This is a genomic window from Sorangium sp. So ce693 (assembly GCF_051521375.1).
GTDB classification, from domain to species: Bacteria; Myxococcota_A; Polyangia; order Polyangiales; family Polyangiaceae; genus Sorangium; species Sorangium atrum.
This window is the reverse complement of the sequence record NZ_CP150347.1, coordinates 517,123-534,350: the sequence shown is the minus strand read 5'-3', so window position 1 is coordinate 534,350 and position 17,228 is coordinate 517,123. Positions and strand designations below refer to the sequence as shown.

Sequence of the window (17,228 nt, the reverse complement as noted above, 5' to 3'; positions counted from 1 at the left end):
GGTCCATTCGCGGAAGGCAAACCACCAAGCCGCGGATGTGCTGAATACTCATCGCCAGACCCGACCCTCTGCCGGCGCGGCGCCGGGCAGCGCGCGGCGCGCGGCGCGCGTGAACTAGCGCGGAGAGGATCGAAGTGAGCCCGCCGCTCATCGGTCGAACGATTTTCATGATTCCGCTTGGCAAGTCCAAAACCAAAGATCATTATTAATTCTGCAAACTAATAAATCGTCTTGCCGGGGGAGGCATAGACGTCGAGACCTCGCGCCCTGGACTCGTCGCAGGCGTACACCAGCTGCGCGCTCGGGATGGATCGCGCGTTCGGGAGGGGAAACGCCCGAGCGCCGAGGGCATCGCTGAGCCGACAGCCCGCGCGCGGGGAGGGATGGAGTGGTTGACAAGCTGCATGGCACCGCGCACGCGGCGCGCGTGAACGCAGCGCGAGGGCCCGCTCCGAACGCTCGAGCGTGAAGAGAGAGGGGAGCCCTGACATCGACGGACAGGAGGGCATGCGCAATGGTTGAGCTGACGTACGCGCCACTTTCGTTGGAGCAAGAGACGAAGTGGCTGCTGGCCCGGATCCACGGCCCCACGCCGGCGATCCATGAACGAGGCGTGGCCTGGCTCGACGGGGATCTCGACGTGCAGAGGCTGATCCGCGCCGTCGAGGCGATCGCGGCGCGCCACGAGCCGCTGAGGACCTCCTTCGTCGAACGCGAGGGAGAGGCCGCGCAGGTCGTCTCACCCACGGTGGCAATCGACCTCCGGGAGGTGGACCTCGCCGCGGACCGACAGACCACCTCGGACGAGGCGGCGCTCGCGGCCGCCCGCGAGGAGGTCGCTCGTACCATCGATCATGAGCGCGCCCCGCTCTGGCGGGTGGCGCTCATCCGAGCGCGCCCGCGCCGCCACCTGGTCGCGCTGTCCATGCACGGCCTCATCTGCGACGGCGCCTTCAGCGTGGGTCTGTTCTTCTCGGAGCTCTTCGCCCTCTACCATTCCATGACGCCTCCGGCGCTGCCCATGCGCTACCAGGACCACGTGCGGCGGCAGCTCGGCCGCGCCGCGGGCGAACGCCTCGACGCGCGGCTCGACCACTGGGCGCGAGAGCTCGCTGGCGCGCCGACTGCCCTCGATCTTCCGACGGACCTGCCGCGGCCCGCCGCGCAGACCTTCGCCGGAGGATCAGCCGAGCGCGCGCTCGATCGAGAGCTCCTACAGCGGCTCGAAGCAGCGGCCCGGGATCGAGGAGCGGGCCTGTTCACGGCGCTGCTCGCGGGGATGCTCGCTGTCCTGCACCGGATCACCGGCCAGGAGGACGTCCTGATCGGCGTGCCCTCGCCCGGACGCGATGCGCCGGACGTTCAGGGGCTCATCGGCCTGTTCGGCGGCCCGATGATCGTGCGGGGCAGGTTCGGCGCAGCGCCCTCGTTCCGAGAGCTCCTGGGCCAGGTACACCGATCCATCGAGGAGGGCAGAGCGAACAGCGAGGTTCCCGCCAGGGCGCTGCTGGAGAGGCTCGCGGCGCCGCGCGACCCGGGCCGCACGCCGATCGTCCAGGCCCTCTTCGAGGCGCGGACCCCCAGCCCTCCGCCGTGCGAAGGGCCGCTCCTCACGCTGACCCGAGCGGACCTCGACCTGCCCTACGTCGGCTACGATCTCGTGGCGAGCATTTACGACGCCGGCGCAGGGGTCGTCGCGAGGCTCGATTACCGCCGCGATCTCTTCGAGCACGCGACGGCGGCCAGGCTGCTCGACCACTGGGAAGCGCTGCTCGGCGGCGCCGCGGAGGACCCTGACCGGCGGATCTCGGAGCTGCCTCTCCTGTCGGCCGGCGCGCGGCGGCAGCTCCTCGTCGACTGGAGCAGCGGCGCATCACACGCCCGGCCGCGCGAGCGGGTCGACGAGCAGATCGCGGCGCAGGCGCGCCGCGCCCCCTCCGCCGTCGCGGTGGCGTTCGAAGGCGAGCGCCTCACCTATGCCGAGCTGGATCGGCGGAGCAACCAGATCGCCCACCTCCTCAGGAAGAGCGGCGTCGGGCCCGACGTGCTCGTCGGCGTCTGCCTGGAGCGCTCGCCGGACATGATCGTGGCCGCGCTCGGCGTGCTCAAGGCGGGGGGCGCGTATGTCGCGCTCGACCCGGCCTATCCCCAGGATCGGCTCGCGTTCATGGTGGAGGACGCGAAGGTGTCGGTGCTCCTGACCAGCGAGCGCCTCGTCGGCCGCGTGCCGGGCCACAGGCTCGACGTCGTTCGCCTCGACGCGGATCGGGCGACGCTCGATCGCGAGCCCGCGCACGAGGTGCCTCCTCCCGCTGCCGGCCAGGCGCCGGACGACCTCGCGTATCTCATCTACACGTCAGGCTCGACGGGCCGCCCCAAAGGCGTGCTCGTGGAGCACCGGGGGCTCACCAACCTGGTGGCCTGGCACAGGCGGCGGTTCGCCCTGTCCAGCGCGGATCGAACGACCCTCGTGGCGAGCCCGGGCTTCGACGCCTCGGTCTGGGAGATGTGGCCCCCGCTCTGCTCCGGGGCCTGCCTGCACATCCCCTCCGAACCCCTCCGCCGCTCGCCCCTGGAGCTCAAGCAGTGGCTCCTCGATCAGCACATCACCGTCTCCTTCGTCCCCACCCCCATCGCCGAGGAGCTGCTGCGCCTCGAGTGGCCCGCGCGCTGCGCCCTGCGCTCCCTGCTGACCGGGGGCGACAGGCTCCGACTCTGGCCTCACCGCGCCATCCCCTTCGAGGTCGTCAACAACTACGGCCCCACCGAGGCCACCGTCGTCACCACCTCCTGCGCGCTCCCCAGGGCCGCCCCCGAAGACCTCGGCGCCTCACGCGAGCCGCCCATCGGCCGACCCATCGACAACGTGCGCGTCTACGTCCTCGACCCGCGGCGCCAGCCCGTCCCGATCGGCGTCGCCGGCGAGCTCTACATCGCCGGCGACGGCCTCGCCCGCGGCTACCTCCACGACCCGGATCTCACCCGAGACCGCTTCGTCCCCGACCCCTTCTCCGCGTCGCCCGACGCACGGATGTACCGGACCGGCGACCTCGTCCGCTGGCTACCCGACGGCAACATCGGGTTCCTCGGCAGGCTCGACCACCAGGTCAAGATACGCGGCTTCCGCCTCGAGCTCGGCGAGATCGAGGCCGCCCTCCGGCAGCACCCCGCCGTCGACGACGCCGTCGTCCTCGCCAGGGAAGACGGACACGACGACAAGCGCCTCGTCGCCTACGTGGTCGCGAGGAGCCGTGAGGCAGCTTCCGCGCAGGGAGCGGAGGCGTCGCCGGCGGCGCTCCGCGCTCACCTCCAGGGCCGGCTACCCGAGTACATGGTGCCGTCGACCTTCGTCGCGCTCGACGCGCTGCCCGTGACGGCGAACGGCAAGATCGACCGCTCCGCGCTCCCTGCCCCCGCCGCCGCGTGGACCGAGCTCGCGCGGGGCTTCGCGGCGCCTCGCTCTCCGATCGAGGCGTCGCTCGCGGGGATATGGCAGGAGGTGCTGCGGCGAGAGCGCGTGGGGATCCACGACAGCTTCTTCGAGCTGGGCGGCAGCTCGGTCCACGCGGTGCGGCTGCTCTCCCGCGTCCGCGGCGCGCTCGGGGTGGACCTCAGGTTCGAGGAGCTCTTCCGCCACCCGACCATCGTCGATCTCGCGCCCGTCCTGGAGCGGGAGCGCGCGGCGCGGCGGGCCGAGCGCGCGATCACGAAGGTCCCGCGCCTCGGGCCGCTGCCTCTGTCCTTCGGACAGGAGCGCCTGTGGTTCCTCCAGCGGCTCTCGCCCGAGAGCCGGGCCTACAACTGCCTGTTCCCGTTCCGCCTGCGCGGGCAGGTCGACGTCCGAGCGCTGGACAGGGGCGTCCGAGAGCTCGCGGAGCGGCACGAGATCCTGCGGACGACCTACGCGGAGCGCGACGGGCGTCCGGTCCAGGTCATCGCCCCGCAGAGCTCCTTGCAGCTCGACGTGGTGGATCTCCAGCACCTCGCCGAGGGAGAGCGAGAGGTCGCGGCGCACCAGCGCATCAACGCGGAGGCGCGCACCCTCTTCGACCTGGCGCGCGGCCCCGTGCTGCGCGCCTGCCTGCTCAAGCTCGGGCCGGAGGACCATATCCTCTGGCTCCACATCCATCACATCGCGACCGACGGCTGGTCCATGGAGCTCGCGTTCCGGGAGCTCGCCGTGCTCTATGACGGCCACCGCCGGGGCGCCCCCGCCGCGCTGCCCGAGCTCGCGATCCAGTACGCCGACTTCGCGGCGTGGCAACGCGAGCACGTGAAGGACGGCGCCCACGCAGGGCTGCTCGCCTGGTGGAAAGAGCGCCTCCTCCACGCGCCGCCGCTGCTCGATCTCCCGAGCGATCGCCCGCGGCCGGCGGTCCAGAGCCTGCGCGGCGGGGCCGTCTCCTTCCGGATCGAGGCGCCGCTCGTCGAGGCCCTCCGGGAGCTCGCCGTCCGGCGCGGCATGACGGTGACGATGGTCCTCATGGCCGCTTTCAGCGTGCTCCTGCACCGTTATACGCACCACGACGACATCCTGATCGGAATGCCGAGCGCCAACCGGGCGCGCATGGATCTCGAGGCGCTCATGGGCTTCCTCGTGAACACGGTGCCCGTACGCCTCGATCTCTCCGGCGACCCGAGCTTCGACGATCTGCTTCACCGGGTGCGGCAGGTGTGCCTGGAGGCCTACGAGCACGACACGCTGCCCTTCGACGTGCTCGTGCACGAGCTCCGGCCCGAGCGCAGCCCCGGCTACAACCCGATCGTGCAGATCGCGTTCGCCCCGCAGATGCCGGCGGAGCGCGATCTCGCGCTCGCCGGGGTCGAGGTCCGTCCCATCGAGGCGGACGCCAAGAAGACGATCTTCGATCTCTCGCTCTATTCCTGGGAGAGCGAGGGCGGCGTGGCGGCGATGTTCGAGTACAGCGCCGATCTGTTCGAGCGAGCGACCATCGAGCGCATGGCGGATCACCTGCTGACGATGCTCGGGACCGCGGCCTCGGAGCCGGGGCTGCCCGTCTCGTCGCTGCCGATGCTCACGCGCGCCGAGCAGCGCCGGCTCGTCGTCGAGATGAACGACACCGCCGCGGACCACCCGAGGGACAGGAGCGTCCTCGACCTGTTCGAGGCGCAGGCGGCGCGGGCGCCGCGCGCCCCGGCCGCTGTGTCGGACCGCGGCGCGCTGACGTACGGCGAGCTCGATCGCCGGGCGAACCAGCTCGCCCACCGCCTGCGCGAGGCCGGGGTGGGGCCGGAGACGACGGTCGCGATCTGCGCGGAGCGGTCGCTCGAGCTGCTCCTCGGCATCGTCGGGATCCTCAAGGCGGGCGGGGCGTACGTCCCGCTCGACCCGGACTCTCCGCAGGACCGGCTCGCGTTCATGCTGAGCGACTCCCGGGCGCCGGTGCTCGTCGCCGAGGCGCGCCTCGCAGACCGCATCCCCGCGTTCGGCGGCGCGGTGATCCGCCTCGACGCGGGCGGAGCGGCGCTCGCCGGGCTGCCCGGCTCGGCGCCGCCGAGGAGCGCGGGCCCCGCCGACCTGGCCTACGTCATCTACACGTCGGGCTCGACGGGACGCCCGAAAGGCGTGCTCGTGGAGCACCGGGGGCTCACCAACCTCGTGGCCTGGCACAGGCGGCGCTTCGCCCTGTCCGGCACCGATCGGACCACGCTCATGGCGAGCCCGGGCTTCGACGCCTCGGTCTGGGAGGTGTGGCCCTCGCTCTGCTCGGGCGCGTGCCTGCACATCCCCTCCGATCCGGTCCGCCGCTCGCCCCTGGACCTCAAGCAGTGGCTGCTGGAGCAGCAGATCACCGTCGCGTATGTCCCCACGCCGATGACGGACGAGCTCCTGCGCCTGGAGTGGCCCGCGCGCTGCGCCCTGCGCGCCCTGACGACCGGCGGCGACAAGCTCCGGCTCTGGCCCCACCGCGCCATCCCCTTCGAGGTCGTCAACAACTACGGCCCCACCGAGGCCACGGTCTGCACCACCTCCTGCGCGCTGCCCAGGCTCGCGCCCGACGACGCCGCGCGCGAGCCGCCCATCGGCCGACCCATCGACAACGTGCGCGTCTACCTCCTCGACCCGCGGCGACAGCCCGTCCCGATCGGCGTCCCCGGCGAGCTCTACATCGGCGGCGACAGCCTCGCCCGCGGCTACCTCGGCGACCCCGCCCTCACCCAGGGCCGCTTCCTCGACGACCCCTTCGCCGACGCGCCCGGCGCCCGCATGTACCGCAGCGGCGACCTCGCCCGCTGGCTGCCCGACGGCAACATCGAGTTCCTCGGCAGGCTCGACCATCAGGTGAAGCTCCGCGGCTTCCGCGTCGAGCTCGGCGAGATCGAGGCCGCCCTCCGGCAGCACCCCGGCGTCGACGACGCCGTCGTCCTCGCCAGGGAGGACACCCCCGGCCACAGGCAGCTCGTCGCCTACGTCGTGCCGGGGCTGCGCGGCGAGCGGCCCGCGGCAGGGGACGCGGGTCTCGACGCGGACCACGTCTCGGCGTGGCGCGCGCTGTACGACGACGACACGTACGCGAAGGGCGGCGCGGGCGCCGATCCGGATCTCGACACGACGGGCTGGAACAGCAGCTACACAGGCGCGCCGATCGATCCGGCGGAGATGCGCGTGTGGCGCGACGTCACGGTCGACCGGATCCTGTCCTTCCAGCCGAGGCGGGTCTGGGAGATCGGCTGCGGGACGGGCCTCTTGCTGCTGCAGGCGGCGCCCCGCTGCGAGGCCTACCTCGGGACGGACATCTCCGAGCAGGCCCTCTCGCTGCTCCGGGCCCGGCTCGCGGGCGGCGCGTACGCGCGCGTGACGCTGGCGCGCCGCGAGGCCAGCGACTTCGATCACGTCGCGCCGGAGAGCGTCGACGCGGTCGTCCTCAACTCGATCGTCCAGTACTTCCCCGGCGCCGACTACCTGCGCTCGGTGCTCGAGGGCGCCGCGCGCGCTGTCGCGCCCGGCGGGCTCGTCTTCGTCGGTGACGTGCGGAGCCTGCCGCTGCTCGAGGCCTTCCACGCGTCGGTCGCGCTGCACCGGGCGTCGCCGGACACCCCGGCCGCGGCGCTGCAGAGCCGGGTCGAGCGGGCGATCTCGGCCGAGGAGGAGCTCGTCGTGGCGCCCGGGTACTTCCACGCCCTGCTCGGCCGGATCCCCGGCGTCTCACATGTCGAGATCTGGCTCAGGCGCGGCCGCGGCGCCGACGAGATGACCCGCTACCGCTACGACGCCGTGCTGTTCGTCGGCGAGGCGCCGGAGCCGGTCGTGATCACCCGGTCGCTGGGCTGGCCCTCGGCGGGCCTGGAGGAGCTCGAGCGAGCCCTGCGCGACGACCGCCCCGAGGCGCTGGAGGTGCTGGGCATCCCGAACGCGCGCGTGCACGCGGACCTCGCCGCGGCGGCGGCGCTCGCCGCGGCGAGCGGGACCAAGGAGGACGTCCTCGCGGCGGGCGGCGCGCTCCCGGGCGCCGCGATCGACCCGGAGGCGCTCTGGGAGCTCGGCGGCAGGCTGGGCTACGCGATCCGCGTCACGTGGTCGCGCGACGGGGCGCCGGGGCGCATGGACGCCCTCTTCGAGCGCGACGGGGACCCGCGCAGGCCGCGCGCCTGGCGCGAGGCGCGCGCCGCGCGCGTCGCCGAGGAGCAGGCGCGCGCGCCGCTCACGAACGACCCGGTCCGCGCCAGGCAGGCGCGCGCCCTCGTCCCGGCGCTGCGGGCGTTCCTCGCCGCGAAGCTGCCCGAGTACATGGTCCCGACGGCCTTCGTGAAGCTCGACGCGCTGCCGCTCAACGCGAGCGGGAAGGTCGACCGGCGGGCGCTCCCCGCGCCGGAGCGCCCGGCGCCGAGCGCCGCGCCGAAGGCCGCCGCGCCGGCCTCGGACCTCGAGGCGGTCCTCTGCGAGATCTGGCGCAAGGTGCTCGACCTCGACCGCGTGGGGCTCGATGACCGGTTCTTCGAGCTCGGCGGCCACTCGCTCCTGCTCGTGCAGGTCCGCGCCGCGATCCAGGCGCGCCTCGGCCGGGACGTGCCGATCGTGGAGCTGTTCCAGCACCCGACGATACGCAGCCTGGCCGCGCACCTCGGGGCGGCGCCCCCCGCCGCGGAGGCAGACGAGGGCGAGGCGCCCGCGCCGCCGACGCAGCCCTCGAGCCGCCCGGGCCCCGCTCCTGCGCGCAGGAGGGCGCCCGAGAACGCCGTCGCGATCATCGGGATGGCCGGACGCTACCCCAGGGCGCGCGACATCGACGCGCTCTGGTTCAACCTGCGCAACGGCGTCGAGGGCATCCGGTTCTTCACGCCCGAGGAGCTGGAGGCCTCGGGCGTCGATCTGGACCTCATCCGCGCGCCGAACCTCGTGCCGGCGTGCGGCGTGCTGGACGACGCGATGTGCTTCGACGCGCGGTTCTTCGGCTACAGCCCGAACGAGGCGACGCTGATGGACCCGCAGCATCGGATCTTCCTCGAGTGCGCCTGGGAAGCGATGGAGAGGGCCGGCTACGACCCGCTCTCCTGCAAGCAGTCGGTCGGCGTCTTCGCCGGCAGCGAGGCCCCGCTCTACTGGCTCGAGCACATCGGCGTACCCAAGGCGCCGCTGAGCGCCGAGTATTACCAGGTCCTCACCGGGAACATCACCGACGGCCTCACGACCCGGGTGGCGTACAAGCTGGGCCTCCGCGGGCCCGCGGTGACGGTCCTGAGCGCGTGCTCGACGTCGCTCGTCGCGGTCCACATGGCCTGCCAGAGCCTCGCCGCGAAGGACTGCGACATGGTCCTCGCGGGCGGCGTCGTGGTCCTCCCGCTGAAGCGGCTCGGTCACGTCCACGAGGAGGGCTCGCTCGCGTCGCCGGACGGACACTGCCGGCCGTTCGACGCCGACGCGCAGGGGACCGTGGCCGGCAGCGGCGTGTCGGTCGTCGTGCTCAAGCGGCTGGAGGACGCGCTGAGCGACGGCGATCACATCCACGCCGTCCTCCTCGGATCCGCGATCACCAACGACGGCTCGCGCAAGGTCGGCTACGCCGCGCCGGGCCTGGAAGGGCAGGTGCAGGCGATCCTCAAGGCCCACGCCGCCGCGGGGGTGGATCCGGAGAGCATCGGCTTCGTCGAGGGCCACGGCACGGCCACGAAGCTCGGCGATCCGATCGAGGTCGCCGCCCTGTCGCGCGCCTTCAGAAATGGCACTGACAAAGTCGGGTTCTGCGCGCTGGGCTCGGTGAAGAGCAACCTGGGGCACCTCGGGGCCGCCGCCGGGGTCACCGGGCTCGTCAAGGCCGCGCTCTCGCTCGAGCGCGAGCTGATCCCGGCCACGCTCCACTTCCGACGCCCGAACCCCGAGCTCCACCTGGAGAGCAGCCCGTTCTTCGTCAACTCCGCGCCGCTCGCGTGGAAGCGCGGAGCGCTCCCGCGCCGCGCCGGCGTGAGCGCGTTCGGGATGGGGGGCACGAACGCCCACGTGGTCCTGGAGGAGGCCCCCGCCCGGGAGCCGTCCGGCCCATCGCGGGCCTGCCAGCTGCTGGTCCTGTCCGCGCGGACGAACGACGCGCTCGAGCGCGCCACCGATCGACTGGCCGGGCGGCTGCGGCACGCGGCGGACCTCTCCCTCCCCGACGTCGCCTTCACGCTCCAGCAGGGCCGGGCGCCGTTCGCGCATCGCCGAGCGGTCGTCTGCCGCGACCTGGCCTCGGCGGCCTCCCACCTGCGAGCGCGCGATCCCGCCAACGCCTTCAGCGATGTGGCCGAGGGCCGCTCGCCGAAGGTCGTGTTCCTGTTCCCCGGCGGGGGCACCCAGCGGGTGGACATGGGGCGAGAGCCTTACGGGAGCGAGCGCGTCTTCCGGGAGAGCATCGACAGGTGCGCGGCGCTGTTCGAGCGCGAGCTGTCCATGGACATCCGGGCGCTGCTCTTCCCTGACCCCGAGGAGCGGGAGCGCGCGGCCGAGCGGCTGCGCGCCCCCTGCGCGAACCTGGCGGCCATCTTCTCGACCGAGTACGCGACGGCGCAGCTGCTCCTTTCGTGGGGCATCCGCCCCGCGGCGGTCAGCGGGCACAGCCTTGGCGAGTACACGGCGGCCTGCGTCGCGGGCGTGCTGTCGCTCGAGGCCGCGGTGAAGCTCATCGCGGCGCGCGGGCGCCTGTACGAGCTGCTGCCCGAGGACACGGCCACGCTCGTCGTGCACCTCTCCGAGGACGCGCTGCTCGCTCGCCTCGGCGACGGCCTCTCGCTGGCCGCCGTCAACGGCCCGGAGGCGTGCGTCGTCTCCGGCATGGCCTCGGCGATCGATCGCCTCGAGCGGGAGCTCGCGCTCGAGGGCCACGAGACCCGGCGCCTTCCGATCGCCATCGCGGCGCACTCCTCGCTCGTCGGCCCGCTCGCGGACCGCCTGACCCGGCTGGCGGCCTCCCTCGAGCGGCGGGCGCCGCGCATCCCGATGCTCTCGAACCTCACCGGCACCTGGATGACGGACGCCGATGCGCAGGATCCGTCGTACTGGGCGCGGCACCTCCGGGGGACCGTCCGCTTCGAGCGAGGGATCGCGGCGCTGCTCGTCGACCCGGACCACGTCTTCGTCGAGGTGGGGCCCGGGCGAACCCTGGCCGCGTTGACGAGCCGGCACCCCGACGCCGGCGAGGGGCGGCTCGTCCTCACGACCCTGGCGAGCTCGGGCTCCGATCGGACGGACCTGGAGGCGCTGCTCGCCGCCGTCGGCCAGCTCTGGTGCGCCGGCGCCGACGTCGACTGGGCGGCGTTCTCCCGGGACGAGCGGCGCCGTCGCGTCCCGCTGCCCACCTACCCGTTCGAGCGCACGCCGTACGTGATCGGCGCCTCGCGCCCGGCGCCCGCGTCCAGGGCGGCGCCCTCGTCGGCGCTCGACAGCCGCGACGCCCCGCCGGCCCCGGCGCCTGTGTCCCAGCGGGTCGGCGCGGCCTACGAAGAGAGGGACGGAGCGCCCGCCGATCACGTGGCGCGCGCGCTCGCGGACATCTTCAGGAAGGTGCTCGGCGTGGCCAGGGTGCGGCCGCACGACAACTTCTTCGACCTCGGCGGGAGCTCCTTGAGCGCCCTCCAGGTGCGGGCCCAGATCAAGGAGCGGCTGAAGATCGAGCTACCGGTGCACGTGCTGCTGGAGCTCCGCACCGTCGCGGCGCTCGCCGAGCACATCCGCGGGAGCCAGCCCCCCAGCGCGCCCGCGCCGCTGAGCGCCCCGCCCACCTGCAGGAGCGCGAGCGCCGTGGCGTCGGATCGCGGGGCCGGCCGGCTCCTTGTCCCGCTCCAGGTCGGGGCGCGCCGGAGGGCGCCGCTGTTCCTCGTGCAGCCCATCGGCGGCACGATCTACATCTACCGCGAGCTGGCGCGGCAGATGGGCGCCGAGCTGCCCATCTACGGGATCCGGGCGTCGGGGATGGAGCCCGACGAGCCCGTCTTCACCGAGATCCCCGCCATGGCCGCGCGGTACGTGCAGGAGCTGCGCGCCGTCCAGCCGGAGGGCCCGTACCTCCTGGGCGGTCACTCGGCCGGCGGCGTGATCGCCTACGAGATGGCGCAGCAGCTCCTCGCGGAAGGGCAGAAGGCGCAGCTCCTCCTGCTCGACACCGGATCCCTCGCGTCCGCGCGGCGCAGGTCGATCGAGGGCGCCGAGGACATGGTCCAGCAGATGAGCGCGCTCCAGGAGACGGCGCCCAAGGCGTACGAGGGCTTCGTCGCGGCGCTCCAGGAGGACACGCCGTTCCGCGCCATCGTGCTGAGCACCTGGCGCGCCATGACGCTCTACGAGCCGCGCCCGACGCAGGCCAGCGTCCTGTTCGTGCGCGCGCGCGAGCAGCTCGAGGCGGAGTCCGACGACGTCGGCTACTGGATGAACCTCACCCGCGGCCCGTTCGCCATGCACCAGGTCCCCGGCAACCATTTCACGATGATGGAGCCTCCCCAGGTCGCGTCCGTGGCCCGCGTCATCCGGGAGCACATCGCGGCGCGGAGCCACGCGCGGGCCGCGATCCCCTCGGCCGCCGCCCGGGCGAGGACGGGCCGCTGGGGCTCCCAGAGAAGCGGCCCGGACAGCAGCCCCGACAGCGGCGACACGACGCACTAGGCGGCCCTGCCAGCGCTGCGCTCAGCGCGCAGCGCTCTTCGCGAGGGCCTCGGGCCTCCCCGTCCTCTGCAGCGCGTACGCGATGCCGCTCTGGAGCGTCCCCCGCGTCACGATCTCCTTGAACTCGATCTGCAGGCCCGTGAGGGTCGTCGCGACCTCGGGGCGGATGCCGGTGAGCACCGCCTGCGCCCCGAGCATCCGGAGGGCCTTCGCGGTGGACATCAGCGTGCTCGCGACGTCGGTGTCGACGAGCTTCACGCCGGTGATGTCGAGGATCACGACCTCGGCGCCGTTCGATTCGACCCCGTGCAGCGCGGTGCTGAGCGCCTGCTGGGCCCGCGCGCGGTCCATCATCCCGATCAGCGGCATGACCATGATCCGGTCGGTGATCGGGATGAGGGGGGTGGACAGCTCCGCGAGCCGATCGTTCTGCACCCGGATGATCTCTTCCTGCAGCGACAGGCGCTCCCGCTCGCTCCGCTCTCGCCCGGCGAACTCGACCCCGAGCCGCTGCTCGGCCTCCTGGAGCGCCGCCGTGCGGTGCTCCAGGTGCTCGTAGAGCAGCGCGTTCTCCACGGCCGTCCCGGCCTGGGACAAGAGGAGCCTGACGAGCTCCTGCCGCGCCGGCTTGAAGGTGCTCGGGGCGAGCCGGTTCTCCAGGTAGATGATCCCCTTGGTCCGGCCCTGGTGGACCATGGGCAGGCACAGGATCGACCTCGGGGCGCACGCGGCGATGTACGGGTCGCCCGCGAACCGGGGCTCCTGCGTCGCGTCCGCCAGGATCACGGGCTCCCTCGTCCTCGCGACGTACTGCACGATGGAGACCGGCACGTCGTCGCTCCCCTCGAGCGGGATGGCCAGGCCTGCCCGGAGCGAGCTCGGCTCCGCCGTGACGACCGCCTCGACGAGCAGGTGCTGCTCGCGATCGAGGATGAGGGCGCCCTTCTGCGCGCCGGAGTTCTTGATGACGATCTCCATCAGCCGGCTCACGACGCTCTCCAGGACGACCTCGCCCGCGAGCGCCTGCGCGGCCCGGATGACCGCTTCCACGTCGAGGATGCTCGTGCTGAGCCGCGTCGTCGACGTGGTCTGGGCCCGGCTGGAGCGCGATGACGACGCGGTCACGCTGCGCGGCCCGAGGAGCCCTCCGTCGGGAGGCACGAGGTGGGGCGCGACCCGCGCCAGGCTCTCCACCTTGGCTGTCGCGCCCCACAAGAGGTACGCGTGGTACGCGTCCGTCATGAAGGCCCGAGCGCTCCGGAGCAGCCCCTCGGCCTCGTACAGCTTCGCCGCGAGCTCGTTCGCGATCGCCTCGTCGCGCACGAACCGGTTCGCCTTCGCCCCGTCGATCGCCTTCTCGTAAAGCATCATCGCGTCCCGCGTCCGCCCCGAGAGGCGCGCCACCTCGCCCGCCACGAGGGTGCTCTTGTGGGCGTAGTTGGACGGGCTCAGCTCCGCCCACCGGCGCAGCTTCGCCTCGAGCGTCGCGAGCGCCTCCATGTGCTGCGCCCGCTCGCCGTCCGGCGCCGCGTCGCACGACGCCGCGAGCGTCAAGCAGCCGAAGAACACGATCTCCGTCGCCCAGGCGTGGCTCGACCACCCCGCGCTCTGCCGCTCGGCCGCGGCCAGGAACGAGCGCGCGGCCTCGTAGTCCCCGTGGAGGTAGCTCAGCTGAAGCTTGAAGGCGCTGTACCAGCTGGCCACATAGCCGAACTCCGGCCGCTCGATCGACCTCGTGAACTCGGCCTCGTCGAACGAGCCGCCGCTCAGGGAGTGCCCCCCTTCGGTCCGGCCCGTGAGGTTCGCGACCACCTGCTTCGCGCAGATCAGGGTGTGGATCGTGTTCAGATCGCCGATCCGCCGCACGAGCGCGAGGTTCTGCTCGATCTCCTCCGCGAGCCCGTCGAGCTCGTCACCGAGGTTCAGCTTCGCCGCCGCGATATGCATGCAGCAAAACGACGAGAAGACCGGGTCGCCGCTCGCCAGCCCGGCCTCGCGGGCACGCCCGAAATAGTCGATCGCCACCGTGAGGTGCTCGAAGAAATGGAGTATCGCCGCGAAGTAGATCAGGAGCTTGCAGGTGAGGCGGATGTCGTTGAACTTCTCGTTCAGCTCGATCCCTAGCTTCGCGAACGCGTATCCCTCCTCGTGCCGCCGCGGATTGCCGCGGAGCTGGGGTAGCTCGTTCACCAGCATGCTGCCGTACGTGACGTACCCCACGGCGGACATGGCCGAGTTCCCGTGCTTCATCGACAGGTTGATCTGCTTGACCACCGCGAGCAGCGCGAGGGTGGGATCCACGGCGTTCGCCGGCGTCGCCAGCTCGCCCAGGAGGCTCAGGATCTTCTGTGTCTCCGCGCTGGCGGCCGGCGGCAGGTCGATGAGCTCGGCGATCTCGCGCCCCTCCAGGCCCGCGCGCATGGCGGCGAGCTCTTTGCGCAGCATCGCGTCGCGCTCCTCGGCGCCCTGAGGGATGTCGATCCCGAAGAGCCCCAGCGCCTCCAGCGCCTGGCTGATCACCTTGCCGATCTGGCCGGTCATCACGTAGAAGGTCATGCGCAGGACGCAGATGTTCGCGCGATCCAGCGTGCTCTTCGCCTGGGCCGAGAGGACGTCGAGCAGCGGCTCGGCCGCCTCGAAGCTGCCGTTCAGACACCTGCACTCCGCGAGCTCGGCGTGGAGCCCGAACGTGAGCTCGTACTCGCGCTTCCAGCTCTCCTGATCGAGCAGCGATGTCCCGATCTCGAGGTAATGGACCGCGGCGTCATAGGCGGCCCCCATCTTCGCCCGCTTGCCTGCGTCGAGGTTCAGCCGCGAGAGCGTCCGCCTCTCGCGCTCGTCCGTGATCAGGGCGACGCCCCTGTTCATGTGGCCCACGATGTCGAACAGCTCGGCCTCGGACTGGTCTCGCCTGCTGTCCTCCAGCATCAGCCGCCCGATCTGGAGGTGCGCCGCCTGCTTGTCCGCGTCGTCCATGAGCGCGTAGGCGGCCTGCTGCACGCGATCGTGCAAGAACCTGTAAGAGACGTTGAGCTCCTCGCCGGAGCCGTCCTCGGCGACGGCGAGCTCACCGTCCATGGCGATATCGAAGAACCTGGACTCCGCGTCCACGGGGAGGATGAACCCCTCGCGGAGCACGCCCCAGAGCTCGCGGGCCGCTTCCTGGCGCGACCGCCTCGTGACGATCGCCAGCGTCGTCAGATCGAACTGGTGGCCGACGCACGCCGCGAGCGAGAGGACACGCTGGGCGCGCTCGGGCAGCCGGCGCATCTTGCCCACCATGAGCTCGATCACGTTCTCCGAGGCCTTCGCCTCGTGGATGCGATCGACGTCCCATGTCCACGAGAAGCGGGTGGGGTCGAACGAGAGGAGCTTCTCTGCGTGCAGGCTCTTCATGAGCTGGCTCATGAAGAACGGGTTGCCCCGGGTCTTGTCGAAGATGAGCCTCGCGAGGGGCTCCGCGCGGTGAGGATCGCAGCTCAACGTGTCGGCGACGAGCTGGTTCACGTCGGAGAAGGCGAGCGGCTTGAGCGAAAGCTCGCTCACCCCCGCCGCCTTCGTGCGGAGCTCCCCGAGGACCACGGAGAACAGGTGGCTCGCGTCGACCTCGTTGTCGCGGTACGCGCCGATCATGAGCATGTAGGCGATGCGCGCTTCGGCCGCGATGGTCTGAAGGAACTTGAGCGACGCCGCGTCCGCCCACTGCAGGTCATCGAAGAAGAGGACCAGGGGGCGATCCTTGGAGGGGAAGGCGCGGCAGAAGTTGTGGAGCGTCAGCTGAAACCGCGCCTGGGACTCCGTGGGGCCGAGCGCCTGGACGGCCGGCTGAGGGCCGATGAGGAGCTCGAGCTCCGGTATCAGGTCGATGAGGAGCTGCCCGTTCGAGCCGACCGCCTCCCCCAGCCTGCTCTTCCACTGCGCCAGCGCCTCGGCGGGCTCCGCCATGATGTTGCGGAGGAGCTCCTGGTAGACGTGCGCGACGGCCGCGTACGGGGTGGTCCGGTTGAGCTGGTCGAACTTGCCGGTCGCGAAATACCCTCTCTCGCGAACGACGCTCTTCTGGAGCTCGTTCACGAGGACCGACTTGCCGATCCCGGAGTAGCCGGAGACCAGGACGGACTCGCTGCCGCCCTGCCTCGTGCGGCCCCAGGCGTCGGAGAGGAGCGCGACCTCGGTCTCCCGGCCGTAGAGCTTCTGAGGCGCCCGCAGCTCATCGACGTAGTCGTATCGGCCGGCGGGGAACGGCTCGATCTTCCCCTTCGAGGAGAGCTGCGACGAGCACTCTTCCAGGTCGACCTTGAGCCCGTGGGCGCTCTGGTACCTGTCGTCGGGGCTCTTGGCGAGCAGCTTCATCACGATGTCGGAGACGGCGCTCGGCACCGCGGGCGACACGGTGTGCGGCGCCGGCGGGGTCCGCGCGATGTGGCTGTGCACGAGGTCCATGAGGTCCGTCGTCCGGAAGGGGAGGACGCCCGTCACCATCTCGTACAGGGTGACGCCCAGGGAGTAGAGGTCCGTGCGGCGATCGATGACGACGTTCAGCCGCCCGCTCTGCTCCGGCGACATGTAGGCCAGGGTCCCCTCGAAGGACGCGAAGCGGTTCGCTTTGTGGGCTTCCTGCGATAGGCGCGTCGCGCTGCCGAAATCCGTCAGCTTGGCCTGCAACGTCTCCGCGTCGACGAGGATGTTGTGCGGCTTGACGTCCATGTGCGTGACGCCCCTCCGATGGATCGACTCCAGGACGTCGGCGATCGAGATCGCGATACGGAGCGCGTCCTCCAGCTTCAGCTTGCTCGCGCCGATGATCTCGTTGAGCGGGCGCTCGCCCGCGTCCTCCATGATGAGCGCGAGGCTGCTCCCCACCTTCTCGATCCCATAGACCCTCACGACGCCCGGCAGCGCGAGGTCTCGGGCGATGGCGTATTCGTACTTGAGCTTCGCGATCTCGACCGGCAGCGGGCGCTCGCTCTTGAGCCGCTTGATCGCCACCGGCGAGCGGTCGCTCTCTCGAACTCCCCGGTAGACCGTCGTCGCCGTGGATTCGTGGATGACCCCCGTCAATGTGTAAGCAGCCCCACTTGTCATAAATACATTCTCGCGGGTTCGGGTCATCGCAGCAAGGGGATCCCTTACAGGC

Annotated in this window: 2 protein-coding genes; one reads left to right on the top strand and one right to left on the bottom strand. The window is 71.8% G+C overall.

Annotated features, from left to right (window positions below; genetic code table 11):
- Nucleotides 1-514: 514 nt before the first annotated feature.
- On the top strand, nucleotides 515-12,091 hold the full coding sequence (locus tag WMF14_RS02105; protein WP_437798520.1) for an amino acid adenylation domain-containing protein: 11,577 nt from the start codon (nucleotides 515-517) through the stop codon (nucleotides 12,089-12,091).
- A gap of 21 nt (nucleotides 12,092-12,112) precedes the next feature.
- On the opposite strand, the gene WMF14_RS02100 is transcribed toward WMF14_RS02105, so the two are convergent.
- Nucleotides 12,113-17,176, bottom strand: coding sequence for a protein kinase domain-containing protein (locus WMF14_RS02100; protein ID WP_437798519.1), 5,064 nt, complete (start codon nucleotides 17,174-17,176; stop codon nucleotides 12,113-12,115).
- Between the last annotated feature and the right edge of the window lie 52 nt (nucleotides 17,177-17,228).

Coding starts and splice junctions, on each gene's coding strand:
- WMF14_RS02105 (WP_437798520.1), top strand. CDS start 515: ATGGTTGAGCTGACGTACGCGCCACTTTCGTTGGAGCAAGAGACGAAG.
- WMF14_RS02100 (WP_437798519.1), bottom strand. CDS start 17,176: ATGACAAGTGGGGCTGCTTACACATTGACGGGGGTCATCCACGAATCC.